Genomic DNA, 23,739 nt, shown 5'->3' on the forward strand with positions numbered 1-23,739 from the left:
TCCGGCTCAGTCCTTGTCCTTCGCCCGCCCCTCCGGGTTGTCCTGGTCGGGGCTGCGCAGGTCGTCCTCGCGGTGCTTGAGGTCCTCTTCCCAGCGCTTGAGCATCTCCGCCTGATCCTCGGCGGCGCTCGGCTCGCTGGGCTTGCGGTTGTCCTTGTTCAACGAGGCGAGGAACTCGGGGTCGTCGTCCGGGGCCATCTGCCGTCCCTGGCCACGCCCGCCGAACCCGAAGCCGCCGACCCCGCCGGGGGTGTACTCGCGCTTGGGGCGCCCGGCGACGAACCAGCCGATCGGGCCCAGGAAGACGGGCCAGAAGAACAGGATGATGAAGACCCAGGCGATCTTGGGCAGGCTGCGGACCTTCTGCTCATCGGTGGTCAGGCAGTCGATGAACGCGTAGATCCCGACGGCCAGGGGCAGCAGAAACAGCAGGACCCTGATCATGTGGCGGTCTCCCAGGCAGTTACTCGGCGCTCGGTACTCGGATGCGTCTCCCATCCAGCGTAGACGGTCGGCTCCATGAACACCGGACGGCTCACAAGCCGGTGACCTTGCCCGAGGCGTGCAGTTCGTACACGAGGGTGATCCGACGCCGTTCGCCCGCCGCCAAACGCACGTCGTAGCGCACGATTCCCTGCTCGTCGACCGCGTCCGGCGCCGGCTCCGACAGGTCGCCGCGCACCTTGACCTCGACCGCCGACACCTCGGACACCGGGACCCGCTCGCGCAACACGACCGCCCCGGGCGGCTCCGCGTCCGGCGCGCCGACGTGCGAGAGGAAGACGGTCACCGTACGGGTGACCACCGTGCGTCCGGTGAGCGAGGCCGTGTTGCGCGACTCGGTGACCTCGCGCACCACCCGGAAGTCGTCCTCGCTGCCGAACGGCAACCGGACCTCCTCGCCCGGCGCGGCGAAGTCGAGCTGCCCGCGCCCGGTGTACCCGCTGCCGCGGACCAACTCCACCGGGCCCGCGAGCAGCGCGTGACCGGCGTCGTTGGCGAAGCGCACCACCTGGCTCACGAAGTGCGACAACTCGGGCGAGCAGGCCGCCTCGGGCTCGCACGTCGTGGTGAACGTGGTCAGCCGGATCCGATGCGGGTGCCCGTCCGAGGGCACCTCCACCGGCGTCGGCGCGGCCAACACCCGAACCTCGCCACCGTCGTCGACCCCGGGCAACTCGGCCGTACCGCCCGCGACCCGACCGACCGCGGCGATCTCCTCCTCGCGCAGATCCACCTCGACCTGCTTCTTCTCCACCTGGGTGCGCTCGCGCAGGGTGAGCCGGTCCTCGACCAGGCTCGGCGGGCGGGCGGCCAGGGTGGGTCGTGCCGTGGACAGGGACAGTGCGACGCCGGCCCAGTCCTCGCCGGTGCGCTGCCACACCACCGCGTCGCATTCCACCTCGATCGAGCGGCGATCCGGCGCGAGCGTGGCCCGATAGGCGGGCCGCCACAGCGCGCACGGCACCAGGTGCACCACCCGCAGCTCGGCCGAACCGGCCAGCTCGGCCTCGATCACCACCTCGACGGTCGCGGTCAGCTCCCTCGGCTCCTGCTCGGCCACGCTCAGCGCCGCCCGCGCATCGCGCAGCCGGCGCTCCACCGAGGACTGCTCGTCGGCCAGGACGTGCAGCTCGGCGTGCCGCTCCTCGGTCTCGGCCGAGAGCCGGTCCAGCTCGGCGGCCCAGCGCTCCGGCTCGGCCGTGCCGAAGCCGGTCTGCTCCGCGATGTCGCGGCGCAGTTCGGTCCGCGCCTGGGCGATCAGCGTGAGCCGGGTGTGCAGCCGGTTCGAGTGCCGGGACAGCGCGACGCCGCGCTCTTCCAGGTCGTGCACGAGTCGGCGCAGCTCGGAGGCGTCCGGACCGGGGCCGGTGGCCGGGCGAGGGGTGTATTCGCGGATCACCCGCGCGTCGATCGCGGTCGCGGTGCCGTCGTCGGCGACCACCTCCACGCGCAGCGACCGGTCCACCGCGAGCGGGGTCACCGGGCCGACCAGCACCCGCTGGACGCCCTCGGTCACCTCGATCCGGCCGGACCGGGTCACCTGGGCCCGGTCCTCCAGGCAGGTCACCGCCGTGATCGGCAGCGCCTCCGGCTTGCGTTCGGCCGGGGTGCCCTGTTGCAGAGTCGGCTGAGTCACCGTCAGACCCTCCTGTTGCCGCCGACCACGGCCTTCGCTGCCGGGATCCGGATCTCGTAGCCACCGGTCAGGTTCTTCCGCTCGCCGGCGGCGAGCTCGACATGCCACACCCGCGCGCCCGGGACGTGTCGCCCGTCGCGCAACTCGGTGTCCTCCACCCAGCGCGGCGCGCCGGCGTGCTCCTCGATCCTGACGTCCTTGTCGTCGGTGACCGGCACCCGCTCCAGGATGTCCAGCCGGATCGACCGGCCGAGGTGGTTGACCGCCTCGATCTCGATCCGGTGGTCGAGCACGGCCGTACCGCCGCGCAGACCCGCCGTCGACTCGCGCATGTGCGCGTTGCGCGAGACCTGCACGCTCTCCACCACGCCCACGCCGACCCGTTCGCGCGCACCCGGCGCGAGCGTCGGCAGCGGCACGGTCATCAGGAACTCGCCGGCCACCGAGACGTCCGCCGGGCCCGCGAGCAGCGCGTGTGCCGAAGCGTTGGCCAGTACGACGGTGCCGAACACCGCGTCGTCCAGCGCCGGCACGCAGACGAACTCGGGGTCGAGACCGACCTCGATCTCGCACACCGGGATGGTGTGCCACACCCCGTCGGCGGCCACCTCGGCCGGCGCCGCGGTGTCGAAGCGGTAGTCGAAGGACCCGGCCGCGTCGCGGGGCGCGTGTGCGTGCTCGGGCAGCGCCAGTCGGGTCACCGTGTCGGCGCGCCGGCGGTACTCCAGCGCGGTCCCGCCGGGCGCGTACGGCGCGGGGCGCAACCGGCCCCGGGTCGCCGCGTCGTCGGCGTCGCGCAGTTCCAGGGCCGCGTAGTCCAGCAGGTCGCTGCCCGGCTCGTATTGCTCCACCGGCGCGGGTGCGCTCTGCGCGATCGGGTCCTCGTCGGCCCCCGCGTCGAAGCGGGCGAGTTCGAACGCACCGCCGGGCGCGGCCGGTGCGGCCGGCGCGGCGGCCCCGATCCGGCGGGCGCGCCGGGCCGCGGGGGCGGGGCGCGGGGGCGGCGGCGGGGCACCGTAGCCGCCCGCCATCGGCGGGGCCGGGGAGGTCACCGGCATCGGGGCCGCCGGCAGGCTCAGGTCGAAATCGGCGACCTCCTCCGCCGCGAACGCGCCGCCGGCGGCGCTCGTCCGCCGTACCTCGGACGACTCCTTGGCCGCGGCCGGCCGCGGGCGCCGCGCCCGGCTCGCGTCGTAGCCCGCGAACAGTTCGGCCAGGCCGGTCGGTGGCTCGCGCCAGCCGGCGTGCGCGGGCGCGGTCTGCCGGCGGCCCAGGCGCAGCGACTTGAGCTCGGGCAGGGCGGTGCTGCGGGCCAGGTCGGCGGTGGACAGGCCGAGCCGCACACCGGTCCAGTCCTCGCCGGTGCGCTGCGCGACACAGGCCCGCATGACCAGCGTGCCGCCGGTCATCGCCGCGTCCAGCCGCAACTGGTACATCGGCGCCCAGCGCGCGCCGGGCACGTGGTACTCCACGGCCAGCTCGACCGCGCCCGCCTCGCCGGTGTGCTCCAGGGTGACCACGGCGGTGCCGAACACCTGGGCCCGCTCGGTGCGCTGCGCCCCGGACGCGGCGTTCAGCCGCGCCCGGTAGACCTCGGTGTCGCGGATCGCCTCGCGCAACCGCTCGTCGCACGTGCCGATGCGCTCGTACAGCGCCTGGGCCCGCTCGTCGGCGAACGCGGCCAGCTCCAGCAGCGCGGTCACCGGTGCGGGGCGCGGCGGATCACCCCGTCGCACGGAGGGCGGTACGGCCTCCAGCCCGGCGATCTCGGCCAGTTCGCCGGCCAGTCGCTCGCTCTGCGCACGCAACGCCCGAACCCGCGACTCGGCCGCCTCCAGGTCCAGCAGTACGCCCGGCAGGTCCCGCTCCTCGACCACCTCGACGTCGACCACGGGCCGGATGTCGGTGACCCGGACACCCGCGCCGCCGCCGACCACCCGCGCGCGCAGCCAATCGCCGTACGCGGTGAGCGGGAAGCCGGTGACCCGGACCCGGACCGGACCCGGTGGGCCCGCCGGCAGGTCCACCTCGCAATTTCGTACACACACCGCCCCCACGGCGTGAACGACCACCGAACGCAATTCCGAAGCGACCGTGAGCATGTACCCCTCCTGCTCGTCCGTGCGCGTCCCTGCTCGGCACGGGGGGACCAAGGTAGCCCGACCGGCCGGGTGCGCGTGCGGCCGCGGCGAGTCCGTATCGGATACTGGCACGCATGGCATACGGGACCTTGCGCGCTTTCCTGAAGGCACTGGAGAAGCGTGGTGAACTCAAGCGCGTACGCGCCGAGGTCGACCCGCATCTGGAGGTCGGCGAGATCACCGATCGGGTGAACAAGGCCAAAGGCCCGGCGCTGTTGTTCGAAAACGTCAAGGGCAGCTCGATGCCGCTGGCGATGAACGTCTACGGCACCGACGAGCGCATGCTGATGGCGCTCGGGCTGAGCAGCTACGACGAGCTGTCGGACAAGATCGGCGGCCTGCTCAAGCCGGAGCTGCCGCAGGGCTTCACCGGGATCCGAGAGGCGTTCGGCAAGCTCGGTTCGGTCGCGCACATCCCGCCGAAGAAGATCAAGGACGCGCCCTGTCAGCAGGTGGTCCTCAAGGGCGACGACGTCGACCTGGACACCATCCCGGCGCTGTTCACCTGGCCCGAGGACGGCGGCTCGTTCTACAACCTGGGCCTGACCCACACCAAGGACCCCGACTCGGGGGTGCGCAACCTGGGTCTGTATCGGCTCCAGCGGCACGACAAGCGCACCATCGGCATGCATTGGCAGATCCACAAGGACAGCCGCAACCACTACCAGGTGGCCGCCAAGCGCGGTGAGCGGTTGCCGGTGGCGATCGCGTTCGGCTGCCCGCCGGCGGTGACGTACGCGTCCACCGCGCCGCTGCCCGGGGACATCGACGAATACCTCTTCGCCGGCTTCATCGGAGGTCGGCGGATCGAGATGGTCGACTGCGTGAGCGTGCCGCTCCAGGTCCCGGCCGAGGCCGAGGTGGTACTCGAAGGCTGGTTGACCCCGGGCGAGATGTTGCCCGAGGGCCCGTTCGGCGACCACACCGGCTTCTACACGCCGCAGGAGCCGTTCCCGGCGCTGACCATCGACTGCGTGACGATGCGCGAGAAGCCGCTGCTCCAGTCGATCGTGGTCGGCCGGCCGCCGACCGAGGACGGCCCGCTGGGCAAGGCGACCGAGCGTTTCTTCCTGCCGCTGCTCAAGATCATCGTGCCCGACATCGTGGACTACGACCTGCCCGAGGCGGGCGGCTTCCACAACTGCGCGATCGTCTCGATCGACAAGAAGTACCCCAAGCACGCGCAGAAGGTGATGAGCGCGATCTGGGGTGCGCACATGATGTCGTTGACCAAGCTGATCGTGGTGGTGGACGCCGACTGCGACGTGCACGACTACCACGAGGTCGCGTGGCGGGCGTTCGGCAACACCGACTACGCCCGCGACCTGCTGCTGACCGAGGGGCCCGTGGATCACCTCGATCACGCGTCGTACCAGCAGTTCTGGGGCGGCAAGGCGGGCATCGACGCGACCCGCAAGCTGCCCGAGGAGGGCTACACGCGCGACGGCGGTTGGCCGGAGATGGTCGTGTCGGATCCCGAGACCGCCGCCAAGGTGACTCGTCGTTGGAAGGAATACGGACTGTGACGTCCGCCGCGCTACCCGCCCCCGGAGCACCCTCGGAGGTGGGCCGGGTCAAGGCGTTCCTGCGCCTGGTACTGATCGAGCATTCGGTGTTCGCGTTGCCGTTCGCCTACATCGCGGCCTTCACCGCGATGTACGAGACGAACGAACGACTGCACTACCGGGAGCTGTTCCTGGTCACCGTGGCGATGGTCGGCCTGCGTACCTTCGCGATGGCCTGCAACCGGATCATCGACCGCGAGATCGACGCGCGCAATCCGCGAACCGCGACCCGGGAGTTGGTCACCGGCGCGGTGTCGGTGCGGACCGCGTGGGTCGGCGCGCTGGTCGCGCTGTTCTTCTACCTGGTCGCCGCCGCGCTGCTCAACCCGCTGTGCCTGGCGCTCGCGCCGGTCGCGGTGATCCCGATGGTGATCTATCCGTACGGCAAGCGCTTCACCAACGTCCCGCACGCGATCCTGGGGGTCGCGCAGGCGATCGGCCCGATCGGCGCGTGGTTGGCGATCACCGGTTCGTGGTCGTGGCAGGCGGTCGTACTGGGCCTGGCGGTGGGCACCTGGATCGGCGGCTTCGACCTGATCTTCGGCTGCCAGGACGTCGCGGCCGACCGCGCGCACGGCGTCAAGAGCGTGCCGGCCAAGTGGGGCATCGCCGCCGCGCTGAACGCCTCGAAGATCACCCATGTGGTGACCACGCTGCTGTTCATCTGGTTCGGCGCCCTCACCGGCGCGGGCTTCTTCTGGTGGCTGGGCCTGCTCATCGTCGGCGCGGCGTTCGTCTACGAACACTCCCTGCTCAAGCCGGACGACCTGTCCAAGCTGAACCGGGCCTTCTTCACCACCAACGGCTTCATCGGCATCGCCCTGTTCGTCTGCGCACTGCTGGATCTGGGCGTGCGGGGGCTGCGGCCGTAGGCCGGTCTTCGGGCTCGGGTGCGGGCTTGCGCAACGGCGGGAGCCGGTGGAGTCGAGGCCGGTTGCTCCGATCGCGCGGGCGCGCAACTTCGCGCAACCAGGTGGCGGGTCGGGCGGCCGGCCCCGCGCACTCGGTGAAGGTGTTCCTTCGCGTCGGGGAGGACGCGATCCGAACTCCCGCTTCGCATATTGCGGTTCTTCCCGGAGGTGGACGGCACCGGTGACGACTCCGACGCTCGACGAGTTGTCGAGCTCGGTTCGAAAGCGGGCCTGGCACCTGGAGATGCGGGACGACTATGCCGGTACGTCCCCGGCGTTCGTGGCCTGGCGGGCGGGGGTTGCGTACGATCGCGGCCCGGCTGATCGGGCGTGGCATGCCCTGGTGGGCTCGGCCATCGTGCATGGGGCGCAAGTGCGCAGGGCCCGGATCGTGTCCGAGCCGATCGGGGACTACATCCGATACGAGCACGAGGCGACCCCGGCTGCGAACCTCGCGGCCGGCGAAGAGGTTCGGTGGCTGCCGCGCCGACATACCGCCCCACCTGAGACCGTCGACCAGTACGTGGCCGCACCGGAAGCCGCCTCGCCTTCGGGTGGGGCGGCTTCCTTCGGGTGATCAGGTGCGCTTCAGGTCGGCGATCAGGGCCGACCAGGGCCCCCGGCCTGCGCGAATGATGCCGGCGGCACGGTCCTTGCTGTCGCGGATCGCCATCCCATTGTTTGCTGTGGGCGCTATTTCGACACAGTCGTTGGTGGGGCCGCTGCGCGAGGACTTGCGGAAAGGGCCGGCGATGTCGGGCTGCATTCGATTCGCTCCTAAAGCTCGGCGATGACCTGGTTGATCAAGGTCAGGGAATCAGCAGGGCTCTCCGCTGATGACCGGAGGTAGTCGAAGGTCAGGATGTGGTCCGCAACCTCGTTCTCGCCCTCCAGGTAGTTCGACGATGTCAGGTTCTCAAGGAACACCACATCGGGGGCGGGCGGTGGGAACGCGAAGACGACGAATGGCCTTGCCACACAGGCGATTTCGCCCTTCTTCGTCTTCAGGACCTGGACAGTGGTGGTCGGCCGTGCGACGAGTTCGGAGAGGTGCGCGAGTTGGGCACGCATCACGTCACGACCACCGACAGGAACCCGGAGCGCCGGCTCCCAGATCACCGCCCAGAACCGAGGTGGATCGGGCCGGTTCATGACGGCGTTCTGCCGCTCCATGCGGACTTTGACGAGTTGCTCGACCGTCTCCGGGGTGGTGGAGGCCGGGTTCGCAGCCGTGATTGCTCGGGCGTAGTCGACCGTCTGGAGCAAGCCGGGGATCAAACTCGTCTGCCAGGTGCGGATGTAGGACGCCTCGGCTTCGAGCCCCACAAAATCCTCGTACGGCTTCGGCAGAGTGTCACCGTAGTCGCGCCACCATCCACGTCGACCGCTCTGGCGCGCCAATTCGAGCAGAGCATCGCGAGTTGCAGCGTCGTGCACCGCGTACATATCGAGTAGCGCTCGGACATCGATCGGTCGTGCGGCGACGGATCCGGTCTCTATCCGCGAGATCTTCGGCCGCGAGCACTCAAGGTGAGCCGCAGCCTCATCAGTCGACTTGTTCGCAGCTTCGCGGAGTCGTCGCAGTTCAGAGCCCAGTTGTCGCGCTCGGATCGTCGGTCTGGCCGGCATGGCACCCCCAATTTTCGGCAACAGTCTGCCGCGTCGTCGTAACGTATCGCCACCATGTGAATGGTGCACGCGTGCATCTGTAACGGTTGAAGGTGCACGCGTGCAGGAGTAACGTGAGCATTCGGGCACGAAGGGTAGCCGTCCTGGTCGTTTCAGTGATGGTCGAATCGGGAGGCGCCTTGATGGTCCAACCGTCGTCCGCTCGAACCGAAGGTTTGCGCGTATTCGTCAGCCGCCCGTCCGAATATGGCCTCGTTCTTGCGTTCGGGTCCATGCACTGCCCACGTCTCGAAGAACTGTCCGAGGCCCGAGCAATGACGCTTCTGAAGCATCTCGCCGGCCCTCTCGGGCTCGCCATCACCGCACCGACTCCAAGGTTGAGGTGACACACATGACCGATGTCATCCGATTCGCCCTCAAACCAGACGTACTCTTGGCCCGCCGACACCATGAGACCGGCACGATCACGGTCCCCCTCATCGTCCACGAAGAAGACGGAGACCTCAGCGGCTCCGATACCCCTGTGTTGACGCTCACCAAGGCTCAGGCCGAGTTCCTGACCATGGGTCTGATTTATGCGCTCAACCAGGCGTCTACCGCCGAAGAAGAAGCAGCCCCAAGCGCAGAGTTCGCCCCGGTGTCTGCTCGGGCGAGGGCCATATGCGAGGCGCTCTCGCCATCGTTCGGAGAGGCCCAGACGTCGACGGTGCCCGTGGTCGTGAAATCCCCCGTCACCGTGTCGCGATCGCTGCCCGCGATTGCGCAGTCGGCGCGGACCGCGCGGCACCTCGTGTGGGAGGTGTGCGACGGGATCGGGATCGGCGGGGATCGGCGGACCTATGTCGGGCTGATGGTCACCGAGTTGGTGGTCGAGGCGCTTCGCGAGACGCCCGCCGCGATCACCTCGTACGTACTCGACATCACGGGTGCGCTCGCCGATGGCCACCCCGTCCTGTGCGTGGAATTCCGCGAGGTCGGCCTCGATCGGCCGCCGCACCGCCTGCTCGAACACGGCCGCGGCCTGGCCATCGTCCGGGCGCTCGGCGTCGAGTGGCCGCACCACGAGTGCGGGTGGCTGACTCCGAAGGAAGGCCCGACATCGTGGTTCATCGTCGGCGACACCACACCCGAGCACGCCCGACTGCTCAGCGCGGAACACCTGTTCAACCTGCGCGGCCTGGAGAACATGCACCACATCACCGAAGCCGCCGTCGGCACCGCCCTCCGCCCCATCCACTGGGGGTGTGATCACTGAGCCGCCGACCGTCCGTCGGCCATCCGATCCGAGGAAGGCAAGGGCAATCGTGAGGACCGACCCCCGCCACGGCCCCGGGTCTTCGGCCGACGCGCCGTTGTTCCCCGTTCCGCCGGTGTGCGAGCAGGCGTTGCGAGCGGCGGTGGTTGCGCTCGACCCGGCGGCGGCGGGTCGGTTCGAGGAGGATTTCCGGGCCACCTGGCGAGCGGCCGTGCGGGCCGACAGCACGGCTCCGATACGGGCCTTCCTGCATCGCTGGGCGGTGTTCGTCGCGTTGCGGCGGGTGCCTGCCCGGGCTCGGCGACTGCGCGAGCTCGAACGAATGGTCACGGACGCGGACACCCTCGCCGCCGCTCGCCCCGCGGTGGCCGAAGTCGCCGCGATTCTGACCCGGGCCGCGCACGAGGCCACCGGGTGAGCGGCCTCCGCGCGGGCCCAGGTGCGGAGAGCCGGGGCCCGTGCGGACGGTCGGACCGGGCCGGCTCCCACAGCTCCGGCCGGCGGACTTCCCGCACTTCAGGGACCCTTCGTCGCCTTGAGAATGCCCACGATCCGGTACCGATCCGCGCCGGCCGAAGCCACAGGGCGGATCGCCGCATAAGGTCTCGGCGGGGGACCGTGTCGACTCTGGGGGGTTGGTCATCGATGACGCGTGTCGTGTTGACGACGGGCGCGAACGCGCCGCTCGGCGACGAGGTAGTCGAGGTCGTCGTGTCGTGGGAGGGGCGTGCGGGTGTCGACGTCTCGGCGTTGCTCCTGACTGCCGATCATCTGGTGCGCGGTGACGCGGACTTCGTGTTCTGGAACAACCCCGCGAGCCCCGACGGTGCGGTCCGACTCGCCGACGGCGGGCGGTTGACCGTGGTCACGAGCGCGGTCGCCGCCGACGTGGCGAGCCTGGTCGTGGTGGTCGCGGCCGACGGGGAAACGGGCGCGGACACCCTCGCGGACGTCCACGGCCTGCAGGCGGTCGTGGGCGGGACGCTCTACCGGCCCGACGACCTGAACCGGGGCCAGACCGCGGCCGTCCTGGTCGAGGTGTACCGGCGCGCGGACGCGTGGAAGGTGCGCGCGGTCGGGCAGGGCTACGCGAGCGGTCTCGCGGGCATCGCCACGGACTTCGGAATCGAGGTCGCCGAGGAGCCGGACGACACGCCGACGGCCGGCGACCTGGCGGTGGGCTTCGCGATCCCCGACGCGACGGAAGTACCCCCAGGCTTCGCCGCCCCCGCCGCCCAGCCGGCACCCGTCGCCTTCGCCCCACCCGCCGCACAACCACAACAGCACACCCCGGGGCCCGAGTTCGCCACACCCCCGGCCGCCGCAACCGCTCCGGAGTACGCCACCGGCTTCGCAACACCGGCGCCCACACCGGCCCCCGTCGGGTTCACCCCACCGCCGGCCATCGCACCACCCCCCGCCCCGGCACCCGCCACCCCACCCGCCTCCCCGATATCACGGGCCCTGTCCCGGCTGCGTCGCCGCCCGAGCGCCCCCACGCAGCCGACCCCCACCCCGGCACCCGCAGCCGCAGCCGCACCCGCACCCGCACCCGCACCCGCACCCGCACCCGCACCGATCACCACATCCGTACCCACCACGTCGTATCCGCCGGCGACCCCGCACGCCCCCGCCCCGAACGTCGCCACCCCGCCGAACATGACCAAGCCGTCGCTCGGCGCCATCAAGCTGACCAAGAATCAGAGCGTGTCCCTGCCCTGGGACGGCGACCCCGACCTGGTGATCACGGCGGCACTCGAATGGAACGGGGGCGCCGGGTACAACGAATTCGACGAGGCGGACCTCGACCTGTACGCACTGTTCGTGCCACGCGTCGAGGCGGTGCCGCCGAGCTACGAACGAATACCGACCAGGGGCGCGGTCTACTACCGCGACTTCGGCTCGACGACCGCCGAGCCGTACATCCACCTGGACGGCGACGCCCGCAGCCCGGGTCGCGAGGTGATCCGGATCACCCGCCCCGACCTCCAGGGCCACGTGCTGATCTGCGCCTACAGCGCGATCACCAACGGCAGCGGAAGCTTCAAGTCCTACGGTGCCAAGGCCGTCGTCGACGACGGCCGAGGCTCGGTCGTGACCGTGCCGCTCCTCGACGACAACGCCGGCGGTTACTGGGTCGCAATCACGCTGATCGACTTCACCACACCGCAGGGCCCGACGGTCCGGCACGTCGAGCGCTACTCCGAGCAGGGCGAGGAACGCCCGATGCTCTACGCCGACGGGCGCTTCGCGATGAGCATGGGGCCCGTCGAGTTCAAGGGCGACGACAATGCCATCCACGAGTTCGAATGGGAAATGATCCTGGATCGGGACTACCACCGAGACATCAGCGAGGGCCGCAACCTCTACCCCTGACGAGCCCCGGCAGCAGCCGAGTTCGCCTCGAAACGGCGCTGCCCCGCCGCCCCGGCAAGGGGGCGACGGGGCAGACCGTTCGAGGCGACCGAGGCTCAGACGCCCGCGTACGAGTGCAGGCCGTTCACGAAGATGTTGACGCCGTAGTAGTTGAACAGGAAGCAGGAGAACGCGACCAGCGACACCGCCGCCGCCTTCGTGCCCTTCCAACCCGCCGTGGCGCGGGCGTGCAGGTAGGCCGCGTACGCCACCCAGGTGATGAAGGACCAGACCTCCTTGGGGTCCCAACCCCAGTAGCGGCCCCACGCGTTCTCCGCCCAGATCGCGCCGCACACGATGGCGAAGGTCCACAGCGGGAAGATGATCGCGTTGACCCGGTAGGCGGTCTTGTCCAACGAGGCCGAACTCGGCAGCCGAGCCAGCTTGTCGTCGAAGCGGCCCGGCTTGGCCCCGGCCGGGTCGGCCTGCCGGCGCTCGTAGCCCTGCCGGAACAGGAACAGGATCGAGGCGAGCGCGCCGATGTGGAAGGCGCCGAACGAGACGATCGCGGACGCGACGTGGATCCACAACCAGTACGAGTCGAGCGCCGGGACCAGTTGTTCGGAGTCGGTGTAGAGCAGCGTGACCGCGACGCCGAGTGTGGTGAGCACCGGCAGCGTGACGAACAGGCCCAGCCAGCGCACCGGATACTTCCACAGCAGCACCAGGAAGGCCGCGACCACCACCAGCGACACCGAGGTGGAGAACTCGTACATGTTGCCCCACGGCGCCCGCTCGACCGAGATGCCGCGCGTGAGCACGGAGCCGGCCTGCAGCAGGAAGGCCAGCACGGTCAGCGAGACCGCGACCCGGCCGATCCGGTCGGCGCGTTCGCTGCCGCCCGACACGTCGCCCCGGTCGTCCGCACCGGCGCCGTCGTGCCCGCCCTCGCGCAGCACCACCACCGGCCGCTCGGCCAGTGCGACCCCGCCGGCCGCGCCCACGGCGGCCGGCTCCAGCACCTCGACCGACAGGTCGGCCGAGCGTTTGGCCACCGCTCCGCTGCTGCCGAACGTCCATTCCATGCAATAGGCGAAGAACGCCATCAGGTAGACGGCGATCGCCGAATACATCAGCACATTGCTGAATTGGGCGAGGTTCTCGTTGACGCCCACGCTCACTCCTTGACCTTGGTGCCGGATGAGTTCGCCGGCGCGGCCTCGCGCAACGCGTCCACGAACTCCTGTACCTCTTCGCCGAGGCCCCCGCCCTCGGTGCGGGCGAGCCCGCCGACCTCGACGACCGTGTGGCCGTCGGGGCCCTCCACCGCACGCACCCACATCCGGCGGCGGCGGACGAACAGTGACAACACGAGCCCGAGGATGGCGGCCACCACGCTGAACAGCGCGAGCCCCTTGCCCGGCTCGCTGGCGACCTGGAAGTTGGCCCAGGTCTTGACGCCGTCGAAGGTGATGCTGCCGGCGCCGTTGGGCAGTTGCACGGTGTCGCCGACCTTGAGGGCCTTGCGCCACACGTCCGAGCCGTCCATGAACTTGGCCATCTTGTCGGCCTTGAGCGCGTAGTAGTTCTGCGGGATGCCCGAGTCCATGCCCAGGTCGCCCTCGTAGCCGCTGATCATCAACCGCGGGTTGAGCAGCGAGGGGAACACCGAGATCGGACCGCGCCTGGGGTCCACCAGCAGGTTGCCGTCCGGGTCCATCGGCGCGCTCGGCAGGAACTGGGCGTCGAAGCCCAACTGCTTGAGTCCGACGCTGACGTCGGGGACCTTGATCACGCCGGTCGAGGTCCGGTTGCCGTCCTGGGGCAGGAAGATGGTCGGGCCCTTGTAGGCGATCTTGCCCTTGGCGTCGCGTACGGTCACCTCCGGCGCGTAGCCGGTGGCGATCATGAAGACCTTGGTGTCACCCACCTGCAGTGGGTGGTTGACCTTGATCGTCCCCGACTTGTCCTTGCCCTCGTGGCCGTACCAGGACTCGATGTGCGCGGTGAACGACCTCGGCTCGCCGCGCTTGGCGCCGGTCGGCTGGAACGTCTGATCGACGGACTTGAGCCGGAACCCGAACGGCTCCAGGTTGTCCGCGTCCACGAGCGCACCGAACTGGCGGTCGTCGTACTGGGTGAGCACGTTCGCGAAGCTGCCGCCCTCGACGACGATCTTGCCGCCCTTGACGCTGTACAGACTGCCCAGCGCGAACGCGACCAGGATGCCGAACAGTGCGATGTGGAACAGCAGGTTGCCGGTCTCCCGGGCGTAGCCCTTCTCCGCCGCGATCGAATCGGCGGTCGGGTTCAGCCGGAAGCGACGCTTCTTGAGCGCACCCCGTGCCGCCGCCAGCACCGCGTCCGGGTCCGCCGAGGTCTCCCAGCGCGCGTACGCGGGCAGCCGGGCGAAGTTGCGCGGTGCCTGCGGGGGCTTGGCCCGGACCGTCTTGGCGTGCGCCCAGCAACGCGGCACGATGCAGCCCGCGAGCGAGACGAACAGCAGGATGTAGATCGAGGCGAACCACCACGACGAGAACACGTCGAAGAGCTGGAACTTGTCCATGATCTTCGCGCGGTCGGGATGGTCGCGGAAATACTGGCTGACCTTGATCGGACTGACCGGCCGCTGCGGGATCAGCGTCGGCGGCGTGGCCGCGACCGACAGCAGGAACAGCAGGATCAGCGCGACCCGCATCGAGGTCAGTTGCCGCCACAACCAGCGCAGCCAGCCGACCACGCCCAACTGCGGTTGGCGCATCTCCGCGTCGCCGTCGTCCTGCGCGGGCGCCGTGGACATCCCGGCATCGGCTCGCTCCTCGGCGTCCGAGGTCCGCGCGAGGTCGTCGTCCCGTTCGAGGTCGTCGTCGGTGCGGGTCTGGCTCATCAGATTCCGATCGTGTATTGCCCGGCCCAGGACTGCAGCTCGCGCATGATGTGATCCCACGCACCGGTGAGCATCAGTACGCCGAGCAGTACGAGCATGCCGCCGCCCAGGCGCATCACCCAGACGTAGTGCTTCTTGACCCACCCGAACGCCCCGAGTGCCTTGCGGAACGCGAGCGCGGTGACCAGGAAGGGCACGCCCAGGCCCAGGCAGTAGGCCACCGTGAGCAGGGCGCCGCGGTTGGCGCTCGCCTCGCTCACGGACAGGTTGAGCACCGCGGTCAGGGTCGGGCCGATGCACGGCGTCCAGCCGATCCCGAACACCACACCCAGCAGCGGTGCGCCGACCAGCCCGACGGCCGGTCGCTGGTGCAGCCGGAACTCGCGTTGCATGCCCGGCAGTACACCCATGAAGGAGAGCCCGAGCACGATGGTGATCGCGCCGAAGACCTTGGTGATGATCGCCTGGTGCCTCAGCAGCGTCTCGCCGAAGTAGCCGAACGCCGCGCCCATGGAGACGAACACGGCGGTGAAGCCGAGCACGAACAGCAGGGTGCCCAGGAAGAGCCGGCCGCGCCGGGCGTCCTTGAGGTCGGCCCCGGACACCCCGGTGACGTAGCTGACGTAGCCGGGCACCAGGGGCAACACGCACGGCGAGAAGAACGAGATCAGCCCCGCGAGCAGGGCGATCGGCAGGGCCGCGAGCAGCGACCCGGTGTAGACCGTGTTGTTCATTCCTTCGGCTGCGACCAGCACCTCGATCAGGCCTTCTCGTTCGGCACCGGCTCGTTCAACACGGGGTCGATCATCGAGCGCAGTTCCTCGATGGTGACCGCGCGCAGCACCCGGGCCGCGATCCGACCCTCACGGTCGATGATCAGCGTGCTGGGGATGGCCTTGGGGTTCAGGTTGCCGGTGAACTTGAGGATCTCGCGCGCGTCCGGGTCCCACAGGCTCGGGTAGGTGATGCCCTTGCTGTCGGTGAACGCGAGCGCGTTGTCCTGGGTGGCGTCGCGGGTGTTGATCCCCAGGAACTGCACACCCTTGTCCGCGGTCTCGGTGTGTGCCTGCTGGAAGTCGGCGGCCTCGGCCCGGCACGGCGGGCACCACGAGCCCCAGACGTTGAGCACCACAACCTTGCCCTTGAAGTCGGCGAGGCTGATGTCCTTGCCTTCGAGCGTCTGGCCGGAGACCTTCGGGGCGGCGGTACGCGCGCCCACCGCGGCCCGCGCGATGCCGCTGTTGTCGCTGTCCACGTAGCCCTTGCCGTCGCCGCCGCTCTTGCCGCCGGCGCTCATCCCACCGCAGCCGGAGAGTGCGAGCAGGGCCGCGGCGGTGAGCAGCGCGGCACGACGAGGCAGGCGGCGTGTGAGCATGTGAAAAGTTTCGCATGCCTCCACGACCGCTCCACGCGGGGTCCGTCGTGCCGCTGACACTTCTTCAGTTCATCCCGATTCGTCCCAAATAAATGGGGCGCCATGCCCCGAATTCGCGGTTTTGCGTCAGGCCCCGAAGCTCTTGCCCTGCGCCTTGCCGGCGAGCTTGGCCGGGAGCAGGTCCCGGGCCGGTTCGCTGTAGCCGACGGAGACGATCTTGTCCCCCTCGTAGGTGAACGTGGTCAGCGACGCGAGCGAGCACTGCCGGTTGCGCGGGTCGTGCCACAACCGCCGCCGCTCGACGAAGGAGCGGGTCACCCAGATCGGCAACTGGTGGCTCACGCAGACCGCCTCGTGCCCGCGCGCGGCGTCCCGGGCGGCGCCCAGCGCGCCCATCATCCGCACCACCTGCTCGATGTACGGCTCACCCCACGAGGGCTTGAACGGGTTGGTGAGGTGCTTCCAGTGCCCCGGGTTGCGCAGCGAACCGTCGCCGACCCCGAAGGTCTTGCCCTGGAAGATGTTCTCCGCCTCGATCAGCCGCTCGTCGGTGGCGATCTCCAGCCCGTGCCGGCCGGCGATCGGCGCGGCCGTCTCCTGGGCACGCTCCAGCGGCGAGGACACCACGTGGGTGATGTCGCGCCCGGCGAGATGGTCGGCGACCCGCTCGGCCATCTTGTTGCCCAGCTCCGACAGGTGGTAGTCGGGCAGGCGGCCGTACAGGATGCCGTGCGGGTTGTGCACCTCGCCGTGGCGCATGAGGTGCACGATCGTCACATCGCGATTGGTCTGCGGCTTCTGAGCCATCGTCAGTTCTCCTGGGCACTCGCTGCGGCGCGGGCTGCGGCCGGCAGCGCGTCGAGGATACGGTTCACGGCCGCGTCGTCGTGGGCGGCGGACAGGAACCACGCCTCGAACGCGCTCGGCGGCAGATACACGCCGGCGTCCAGCATCGCGTGGAAGAACGCGGAGAAGCGGAACGCCTGCTGTGTGCGTGCCTGGTCGTAGTCGTGCACCGGTCGATCGGTGAAGAAGATCGAGAACATGTTCCCGGCGGTGGACACGGTGTGTGCCACACCCTCCTTGGCCAGCGCGGCCGAGACCTCGGTGCGCAGCGCGAGCGAGACCCCGTCCAGGTGCTTGTACACCGCGTCGGTGCAGTGCCGCAGCGTGGTGACGCCGGCCGCGGTGGCGACCGGGTTCCCGGACAGCGTGCCGGCCTGGTAGACCGGGCCCAGCGGGGCCAGCCGGGACATCACGTCGGAGCGTCCGCCGAAGGCCGCCGCCGGGAAGCCGCCGCCCATCACCTTGCCGAAGGTCAGCAGGTCGGGCACGACACCCTCGATGCCGAACCAACCCGCCTTGGACACCCGGAAGCCGGTCATCACCTCGTCCGAGACGAACAACGCGCCGTGCCGCTCGCACAGTGCCTTGAGCCCGGCGTTGAAGCCCGGCCGCGGGGTGACCACGCCCATGTTGCCGGGCGCGGCCTCGGTGATCACGCACGCGATGTCGTCGCCGTGCACGGCGAACGCCGACTCGACGGCGGGCAGGTCGTTGTAGGGGAGCACGATCGTGTCGGCGGCCGAGGCGCCGGTCACCCCGGGCGTGTCGGGCAGCGCGAAGGTGGCCAGGCCGGAGCCGGCGGCGGCCAGCAGCGCGTCCACGTGACCGTGGTAACACCCGGCGAACTTGATCACCTTGGCCCGACCGGTGAAGCCGCGGGCGAGGCGGAGCGCGGACATGGTGGCCTCGGTGCCGGAGCTGACCAGGCGGACCTGTTCGACCGGGGCGATCCGGGAGACGATCTCCTCGGCGAGTTCGACCTCGCCGGCGCCGGGGGTGCCGAAGGAGGTGCCGCGCGCGACCGCCTCGCGCACGGCCTCCTGCACGGCGGGGTGGGCGTGGCCGAGGATCATCGGTCCCCAGGAGCACACCAGGTCCACGTATTCGCGGCCGTCCGCGTCGGTCAGATACGGACCTCGGCCCGAGACCATGAAGCGGGGCGTGCCGCCGACCGCGCGAAAGGCGCGCACCGGCGAGTTGACCCCGCCGGGGGTGACGGCCCGCGCACGCGCGAACAGGGCGGCGGAGGCGGGTGCGGGGTTCTCGTTGACAGAGCTCACCCGGCCATGCTCTCAAACAAACCGGGCACCCTCGTCGCCCCCGGCGGCGCGGCGCGACGGGTGCCGAAGGAGGGGCGCCGCGGTGCCCGAATGGACCGACCGGATGGGCGCCGGGGAGGGTGTGCACGGATTCGCGTTGGTTCCCGGGGATCCGGCAACCGAAACCGGGGGCCGGGAGCAGTATGATCGGACCACCCGGACCCGTGCCCACGGGTGAGGCATGTCCGGCGGGGTGCAGCACGACGATCGGGGTGCGCGCGTGGCGGCGAGAACACGTCGGAGTGGGCGGTCCGGGCGACACCACCGGATAGCCGGCGGTCTCGGACCGGTGCTCGCGACGCTGCTGTTGCTGGCCGGGACGGCCGCCTGCGGCGACAAGGACTCGGACGACGGCGGTACCACGGGGCTGCGCGGCGCGCTGGACGCGGTGCGGGACGACGCGTCCACCCGGGGTTGGTTCGAGTACGCCGACACGGCCGCGCTCACCAAGGCCAACGGCGGCACCGCCGCCACCGGGCCCTACGGCACGCTGCTCGGGATCGGCTCGCCCGATCTGGGCGGGCTGCGCGAACAGGTGGCACCGGCCCTGGGGTTCGACCCGAACAAGGCGCGCGAGGCGTGGTCGGCCGGCCGACCGCCGTACCAGGGCGGGGTGTTCGTCGGCGGCTTCGACAAGAAGACCGTGCTCGGCAAGCTCCAGGCACTGGGCGCCAAGCCGGATCCCGCCGAGCCGAAGGCACAACGGCTGCGCGGAGACAACGAGTTGGGCTTGGACGACGCGCTGGCCCAGAAACTGCCGCTGGGCAACAACCACTTCAACGTGATCCGGATCGCCGACCGACAGATCGGCTACGGCTCGACGCTGCAGGGCGCCGACCTCACCCGCGGCGGCACCAGGCTCGGCGCCGACCCGACCGAGCGCGCGCTGGCGGACTGCCTGGACAAGCCGTTGGCCGCGGTGATCACCGATCGGGCCGCCGGTGGCGAGACCCCGAACGGGCCCAGGATCGCGGTCGGGGTGACCGGCAAGGCGGGCGCGCCGGGCACCGACGTGTTGTGCGTGGCGACCGGGTCGGAGCCGGCCGCCCGGGCCGAGGCCGAGCGGCTGCGCGTCGTGTTCACCGGCGGCGGCAGCACCGCGCAGGGGGTGCCGTGGAGCACGGTGTTGACCGACGTGCGCGCCGCGGTGGTCGGCACGAACGTGGTGAAGATCACCGCGCGTTCCGCCGGTTCGGTGCGAACGGGCGTATTCGTCAAGGCGTTGAACGACATGTCGCTCGGCCGGACCTTCTCGGGCGGGCCGCCTGGCCGGGAGTCCTGACGCATGCCGGGGCGGGACCGGTTCCGAGTGGTGCACACCTGTTACCCAACCGCGGTACGGAATGCCCGGATGACCTGCGACGATCTTCAACGAGTCCCCTCGATCACCGATCAGACCGAGACAAGCGAGCAGGGAGCGATGGCGTCGGGCGCCACGGGTGTGCGCACGTGTCACGGAGCCGACCTCGGTCGGGCGGTGCACACGTGGGCGTGACATATGAGTACTTCGGCGCACCCGATCGCGCGACCGCGGCGCGGGTGCCTCCGCTGATCGATCCGACCGACACGGTGGAACGCCCCAGCAATTCCTACGTGTCGTTCGTGAAACCGGAGACGGTCAGCGCCATGGTGCTGTCGCTGCTCGGGGACACCCCGCAGGACGCGACGCCACCGCTGGAGTTGGTCGTCCTGCACCCCGCGCACGCGGTGATGCAGTTGCCGCCGATGTTGATGGACGTGCTGCGCAACGCGACCGAGGAGGAACTGGGCGCGGCGGCCTTCATCTGGTCGACGTTCCCGGACCGCCGGGTGCCGCGCGACGCGTATCTGCTGTATCGGATGTTGCACGACTGGACCAAGTTCGCCCGCGAACTGCACCACGCCGGGCACCAGTTGTACTGCCTGATGCATTCGTAGCCGCAGCCGTCCCGGAGTGTCGGTGCCGACCCTCGTTCGATTAACCCACTTGAGTTATTAACCCGCGCGGTTTAACGTGCGTCCATGACAGGGACGCACGGCGCTTCGGCGTCGGACCGCGGTGCCGGCGCACGCCTTTTGATGATCGAGGCGGCGGAACGGCTGTTCGCCGAGCGCGGCATCAACGGGGTGTCGTTGCGGGAGATCGGTGCCCAGGCCGGGCAGCGCAACACCGCCGCGGCGCGCTACCACTTCGGGTCGAAGGAGACCCTGGTGGACGCGGTCTTTCGGCATCGCATGGAGCCGGTGAACGCTCGGCGCCTGGCGATGCTGGACGAACTCGACCGGGCCGGGCACGGGCACGACGCCCGGGGTCTGATCGAGGCGTTCCTGTACCCGCTCGCCGACACGCTGGGCGAGCCCGGCAAGCCCAGTTGGTACCTGCGCTTTTGCCTGCACGCCGCCTATGTGGAGGGCACCGCGGTGCGCGACCTGGCCCGCGAGGAGTGGACGCGCGGGATCCATACGGTGCGCGAGCGCATGCTCGACCTGCTGGTCGAGGTGCCCGTGCGCATCCGGGACGAGCGCTGGGTGTTGCTGTCGTCCTACCTCACGCACGCACTCGCCGACCGCGAGATGGCGCTGCACCACCCCGGTCGGCGCACCCCCACCGATCGGGAGGTCTTTCTGGCGAGTCTGACCGACACCGCCGTCGCCCTCTTCCTGGCCCCGGTCTCCGCCCGGACCGAGGCCGCTCTCGAACAATCCCGCTAGGTCCCGCCCGGCGCGGGACCCCCTTGGTTCCGGAGGTTCGGCCATGACGAGCACCATCGACCAGCCCACCTATGCAGACCCCACCCCCGCCTCGGCCGCCGCACTGGGCCTGGAGGTCCGGCCGATGGCCGGGAACATCGGCGCCGAGATCTTCGGCGCCGACCTGACCCGGCCGCTCACCGACGAAGCGGTCGCCGAGATCCGCGCGATCTGGCTGAAGTGGAAGGTGGTCTTCTTCCGCGACCAGCACCTCACCCAGGAGCAGCACAAGGCGTTCGGCCTGCGCTTCGGCGAACTCGCGCCCGGGCACCCGACGTTGCCCGCCGCGTTCCCCGACCACCCGGAGATCCTGCTGCTCGACAACGAGAAGTTGGGCATGGGCGGCGGCGGCAGCTTCGTGGAGAGCCGCTGGCACACCGACGTGACCTTCATTCCCGACCCGCCGACCGCGTCCATCCTGCGCGGAGTGATCGTGCCGCCCTACGGTGGCGACACCCAGTGGGCCAACCTGGCGCTGGCCTACGAGCAGTTGTCCGACCCGCTCAAGGAGTTGCTCGACGGCCTGCACGCGGTGCACCACAACACGCTGCCGATCAAGCGCGGCGAACTGCCGGGCAAGCTCGCCAAGCAGTTCCTCGGGGAGGGGCTGCGCGCGGTGCACCCGGTGGTGCGGGTGCACCCGGAGACCGGCGAGAAGGTGCTGTTCGTCAACCCGAACTTCACCAGCCACATCCTCGAACTGTCCCGGCAGGAGGGCGCGCACATCCTGGAGATGCTCTACGCGCACATCGCCGACGCGGAGTTCAGCGTGCGATTCCGCTGGCAGCCGGGCAGCATCGCATTCTGGGACAACCGCGCGACGGTGCACCTGGTGCCCACGGACGTGCCCCCGGGCATGCGCCGTTCGATGCAGCGGGTGACCCTGCAGGGCGCCAACTCGGTCGGCCCGGACGGCGCCGAGTCCTACGCCCTGGAGGGCTGACCGCCCCCGGGATCACCGATCGGCTTCGCGTGTGGGGATCCGGCGCCTCGTCGGCTGACGGGGCGTCGGATCCGCCGGTCGCACATCGATGCGGGGGCTTGTCGGGTCGGCCGATTCGACGGGATGCTGTTCTCCGGGTGGCGTTTGTGCACCACCCGTTCTGCGCCCTCGCTAGATGCGAGATCGCTGCCGACAGCCTTTGGGGGGCGGCCGATGGGTACACGGGACCCGATGTTCCAGGGGCGCAGGCTCCGGGCACTCCTGCGTCAGACGCGCGAGGGGTGCGGGTTCATCCAACGGGACGTCGCACTGGAGATGGACTGGTCGCTGTCCAAGCTGATCCGGATCGAGACCGGCCAGGTCAACATCTCCACCACCGACCTCAAGGCACTGCTCCAGCACTATCGGGTGGTCGAACCCGACCGCGTCGCCGAGTTCATCGACATGGCCAGGGCGTCCAAACAACGCAGTTGGTGGTACGCGTACCGGAACATCCTGACCACCGAGGCGAAGGTGTTCCTGGGCTACGAATCCTCGGCCATGGTCATCCGCAACTTCGAACCCCTCCTGGTTCCCGGCCTGTTACAGACCGAGGAGTACGCCCACGAGGTGCTCCGGGTGGTGACCTCGCCCGACGACACCGCCCTGGACGAGGCGGTCGCGCTGCGGATGGAGCGTCAGGAGCGGCTGATCCGCCCGGACGGGCCCACGCTGCACTTCATCGTCGACGAGAGCGTGATGCACCGCACCGTCGGCAGCCCGGCAGTGATGCGCCATCAGATGCGCCGCATCCGCGAGTACGCGGAGTGGCCCAACATCACCGTGCGCGTGGTGCCGTTCTCGTCCGGCCTGTACTCGCGGGCCCGAATCGCCTACCAGCTCATGGAGTTCCAGGACGTCGCGGACGAGGCGGTCCTGTTCATCGAAAACCCGTCGGGTGACATCATCATTCGCGAGGGCAACCCGGAGGACCCGCCGACGGTCTCGCCGTTGTCCTACCTGGAGACCTTCTGGGGTCTGGAACAGCTCGCCGCGCGAGAGCACACACCGGCCCTGCTGGACGCCGCGCTCGAACGCTTCGCCCCCGGCTCGCCGCACCATCCCCACCCCGGTGATCCGGTCGAGTAGCGGATCTGCCGAGGGCAGAGTGGCAGCAGGCCGGCTGACTGCACGCGCGCAGCCAGGATGCGGGTTGAATACATCCCAAGAGCCACTTGGCTGATTGCTTGTTCCTGCGCATAATGACAGATGGGTATCCGTTGCTCGATGTCGATGAGCAGCACGGTTTCGCAGCGGCCACTGCGAGGCTTCGAACGAGTTGTTCCGAGGGTCAGATTTTATGACTTACCGGGGCAACTCGTTCTTTTTTGCATGGGACCCACGTATAGGGGACTCGACCCACTCTGGCGGAAGCAGGCATCTCCATGCACAATCACAGTTGAGGGCGCAATCGCCGTCCCCCCGCCCCTGCACGGTACACACCGTCGGCAAGAAAGGACGCCTGATCGAAGAAAGGGGGTGAACTCGTGCAGGACGACTTCGAGAGGATGCTTCGCGTGATCTTTCTGCTGGTAGCCGTGGCCGCGGTGACAGCGGGAGCGCTTTATTACACGCTCCGGGCCGCCGGACTGCTCACTCTCATC

The 23,739-nt window shown here is 69.9% G+C and carries 22 protein-coding genes; 11 read left to right on the forward strand and 11 right to left on the reverse strand.

Features of this window, described 5'->3' with window-relative positions; translation table 11 throughout:
- Positions 1 to 6 precede the first annotated feature (6 nt).
- The 3 genes from ACH4U8_RS43330 to ACH4U8_RS43340 all read right to left on the reverse strand — a co-directional run bounded on the left by ACH4U8_RS43330 (position 7) and on the right by ACH4U8_RS43340 (position 4,242).
- Positions 7 to 444 (reverse strand): PLD nuclease N-terminal domain-containing protein, encoded by a 438-nt coding sequence (locus ACH4U8_RS43330; RefSeq protein ID WP_360311829.1) that lies wholly within the window; start codon positions 442 to 444, stop codon positions 7 to 9.
- 91 nt (positions 445 to 535) lie between these two features.
- Positions 536 to 2,140: a mucoidy inhibitor MuiA family protein gene (locus tag ACH4U8_RS43335; RefSeq protein ID WP_395783955.1), complete on the reverse strand. Its 1,605-nt coding sequence runs from the start codon at positions 2,138 to 2,140 to the stop codon at positions 536 to 538.
- 2 nt (positions 2,141 to 2,142) lie between these two features.
- Complete coding sequence (locus ACH4U8_RS43340) at positions 2,143 to 4,242, reverse strand: DUF4139 domain-containing protein (RefSeq protein ID WP_395783957.1); 2,100 nt, start codon at positions 4,240 to 4,242, stop codon at positions 2,143 to 2,145.
- Positions 4,243 to 4,355: 113 nt separating this feature from the next.
- On the opposite strand from ACH4U8_RS43340, the gene ACH4U8_RS43345 reads away from it, so the two are divergent.
- The 3 genes from ACH4U8_RS43345 to ACH4U8_RS43355 all read left to right on the forward strand — a co-directional run bounded on the left by ACH4U8_RS43345 (position 4,356) and on the right by ACH4U8_RS43355 (position 7,334).
- A complete protein-coding gene (locus ACH4U8_RS43345; RefSeq protein WP_360311823.1) occupies positions 4,356 to 5,807 on the forward strand; it encodes a menaquinone biosynthesis decarboxylase in 1,452 nt (483 codons plus the stop codon).
- On the forward strand, positions 5,804 to 6,718 hold the full coding sequence (mqnP, locus tag ACH4U8_RS43350; protein WP_379989291.1) for a menaquinone biosynthesis prenyltransferase MqnP: 915 nt from the start codon (positions 5,804 to 5,806) through the stop codon (positions 6,716 to 6,718). Before ACH4U8_RS43345 ends, mqnP begins: the two co-directional genes overlap by 4 nt.
- A 220-nt stretch (positions 6,719 to 6,938) precedes the next feature.
- A complete protein-coding gene (locus ACH4U8_RS43355) occupies positions 6,939 to 7,334 on the forward strand; it encodes a DUF6879 family protein (protein ID WP_395783959.1) in 396 nt (131 codons plus the stop codon).
- Here the strand turns inward: ACH4U8_RS43355 and ACH4U8_RS43360 are convergent, their stop codons facing one another.
- Together ACH4U8_RS43360 and ACH4U8_RS43365 are read right to left on the reverse strand one after the other, a co-directional pair.
- Positions 7,335 to 7,523 carry a DUF397 domain-containing protein gene (locus ACH4U8_RS43360; protein ID WP_360311817.1) on the reverse strand — a complete coding sequence of 63 codons (189 nt, stop codon included), beginning with the start codon at positions 7,521 to 7,523 and terminating at the stop codon, positions 7,335 to 7,337.
- Positions 7,524 to 7,534: 11 nt separating this feature from the next.
- Positions 7,535 to 8,386 carry a helix-turn-helix transcriptional regulator gene (locus ACH4U8_RS43365; RefSeq protein WP_360311815.1) on the reverse strand — a complete coding sequence of 284 codons (852 nt, stop codon included), beginning with the start codon at positions 8,384 to 8,386 and terminating at the stop codon, positions 7,535 to 7,537.
- 391 nt (positions 8,387 to 8,777) lie between these two features.
- Here ACH4U8_RS43365 and ACH4U8_RS43370 point away from each other — a divergent pair, with 391 nt between their 5' ends.
- From ACH4U8_RS43370 to ACH4U8_RS43380, 3 genes are all read left to right on the forward strand, one after another.
- A complete protein-coding gene (locus tag ACH4U8_RS43370) occupies positions 8,778 to 9,641 on the forward strand; it encodes an ATP-binding protein (protein ID WP_395783961.1) in 864 nt (287 codons plus the stop codon).
- 49 nt (positions 9,642 to 9,690) lie between these two features.
- Positions 9,691 to 10,059, forward strand: a complete 369-nt coding sequence (locus ACH4U8_RS43375; RefSeq protein ID WP_395783963.1) for a hypothetical protein — start codon at positions 9,691 to 9,693, stop codon at positions 10,057 to 10,059.
- A gap of 227 nt (positions 10,060 to 10,286) precedes the next feature.
- A complete protein-coding gene (locus tag ACH4U8_RS43380; protein ID WP_395783965.1) occupies positions 10,287 to 12,017 on the forward strand; it encodes a TerD family protein in 1,731 nt (576 codons plus the stop codon).
- 95 nt (positions 12,018 to 12,112) lie between these two features.
- Here ACH4U8_RS43380 and ccsB read toward each other — a convergent pair whose 3' ends face one another.
- The 6 genes from ccsB to hemL form a co-directional block, all read right to left on the reverse strand.
- The gene (gene ccsB / locus ACH4U8_RS43385; protein ID WP_395783991.1) at positions 12,113 to 13,129 is read right to left on the reverse strand and encodes a c-type cytochrome biogenesis protein CcsB; all 1,017 of its coding nucleotides are present in this window, start codon (positions 13,127 to 13,129) and stop codon (positions 12,113 to 12,115) included.
- A gap of 44 nt (positions 13,130 to 13,173) precedes the next feature.
- The gene (locus ACH4U8_RS43390) at positions 13,174 to 14,883 is read right to left on the reverse strand and encodes a cytochrome c biogenesis protein ResB (RefSeq protein ID WP_395783967.1); all 1,710 of its coding nucleotides are present in this window, start codon (positions 14,881 to 14,883) and stop codon (positions 13,174 to 13,176) included.
- Entirely contained in the window at positions 14,883 to 15,617 is a 735-nt protein-coding gene (locus ACH4U8_RS43395; RefSeq protein WP_360311803.1) for a cytochrome c biogenesis protein CcdA, read from the reverse strand. The genes ACH4U8_RS43390 and ACH4U8_RS43395 overlap by 1 nt, the downstream gene beginning before the upstream one ends.
- Positions 15,618 to 15,643: 26 nt before the next feature.
- Positions 15,644 to 16,258 carry a TlpA family protein disulfide reductase gene (locus ACH4U8_RS43400; protein WP_395783969.1) on the reverse strand — a complete coding sequence of 205 codons (615 nt, stop codon included), beginning with the start codon at positions 16,256 to 16,258 and terminating at the stop codon, positions 15,644 to 15,646.
- A gap of 126 nt (positions 16,259 to 16,384) precedes the next feature.
- Positions 16,385 to 17,065, reverse strand: coding sequence for a histidine phosphatase family protein (locus ACH4U8_RS43405; RefSeq protein ID WP_360311799.1), 681 nt, complete (start codon positions 17,063 to 17,065; stop codon positions 16,385 to 16,387).
- 2 nt (positions 17,066 to 17,067) lie between these two features.
- Complete coding sequence (gene hemL / locus ACH4U8_RS43410) at positions 17,068 to 18,384, reverse strand: glutamate-1-semialdehyde 2,1-aminomutase (protein WP_395783971.1); 1,317 nt, start codon at positions 18,382 to 18,384, stop codon at positions 17,068 to 17,070.
- Positions 18,385 to 18,712: 328 nt separating this feature from the next.
- Between hemL and ACH4U8_RS43415 the strand changes: the two genes are divergently transcribed.
- The 5 genes from ACH4U8_RS43415 to ACH4U8_RS43435 all read left to right on the forward strand — a co-directional run bounded on the left by ACH4U8_RS43415 (position 18,713) and on the right by ACH4U8_RS43435 (position 23,224).
- Positions 18,713 to 19,705 (forward strand): hypothetical protein, encoded by a 993-nt coding sequence (locus ACH4U8_RS43415; protein WP_395783973.1) that lies wholly within the window; start codon positions 18,713 to 18,715, stop codon positions 19,703 to 19,705.
- Positions 19,706 to 19,908: 203 nt separating this feature from the next.
- Complete coding sequence (locus tag ACH4U8_RS43420; RefSeq protein ID WP_020556484.1) at positions 19,909 to 20,340, forward strand: hypothetical protein; 432 nt, start codon at positions 19,909 to 19,911, stop codon at positions 20,338 to 20,340.
- Positions 20,341 to 20,424: 84 nt separating this feature from the next.
- Positions 20,425 to 21,114, forward strand: coding sequence for a TetR/AcrR family transcriptional regulator (locus ACH4U8_RS43425; protein ID WP_395783975.1), 690 nt, complete (start codon positions 20,425 to 20,427; stop codon positions 21,112 to 21,114).
- 43 nt (positions 21,115 to 21,157) lie between these two features.
- On the forward strand, positions 21,158 to 22,096 hold the full coding sequence (locus ACH4U8_RS43430) for a TauD/TfdA dioxygenase family protein (protein WP_395783977.1): 939 nt from the start codon (positions 21,158 to 21,160) through the stop codon (positions 22,094 to 22,096).
- 213 nt (positions 22,097 to 22,309) lie between these two features.
- Positions 22,310 to 23,224, forward strand: coding sequence for a helix-turn-helix domain-containing protein (locus ACH4U8_RS43435; protein WP_395783979.1), 915 nt, complete (start codon positions 22,310 to 22,312; stop codon positions 23,222 to 23,224).
- The last annotated feature ends 515 nt before the right edge of the window (positions 23,225 to 23,739 follow it).

The sequence above is a fragment of the Embleya sp. NPDC020886 genome (assembly GCF_044333915.1).
Lineage (GTDB): Bacteria > Actinomycetota > Actinomycetes > Streptomycetales > Streptomycetaceae > Embleya.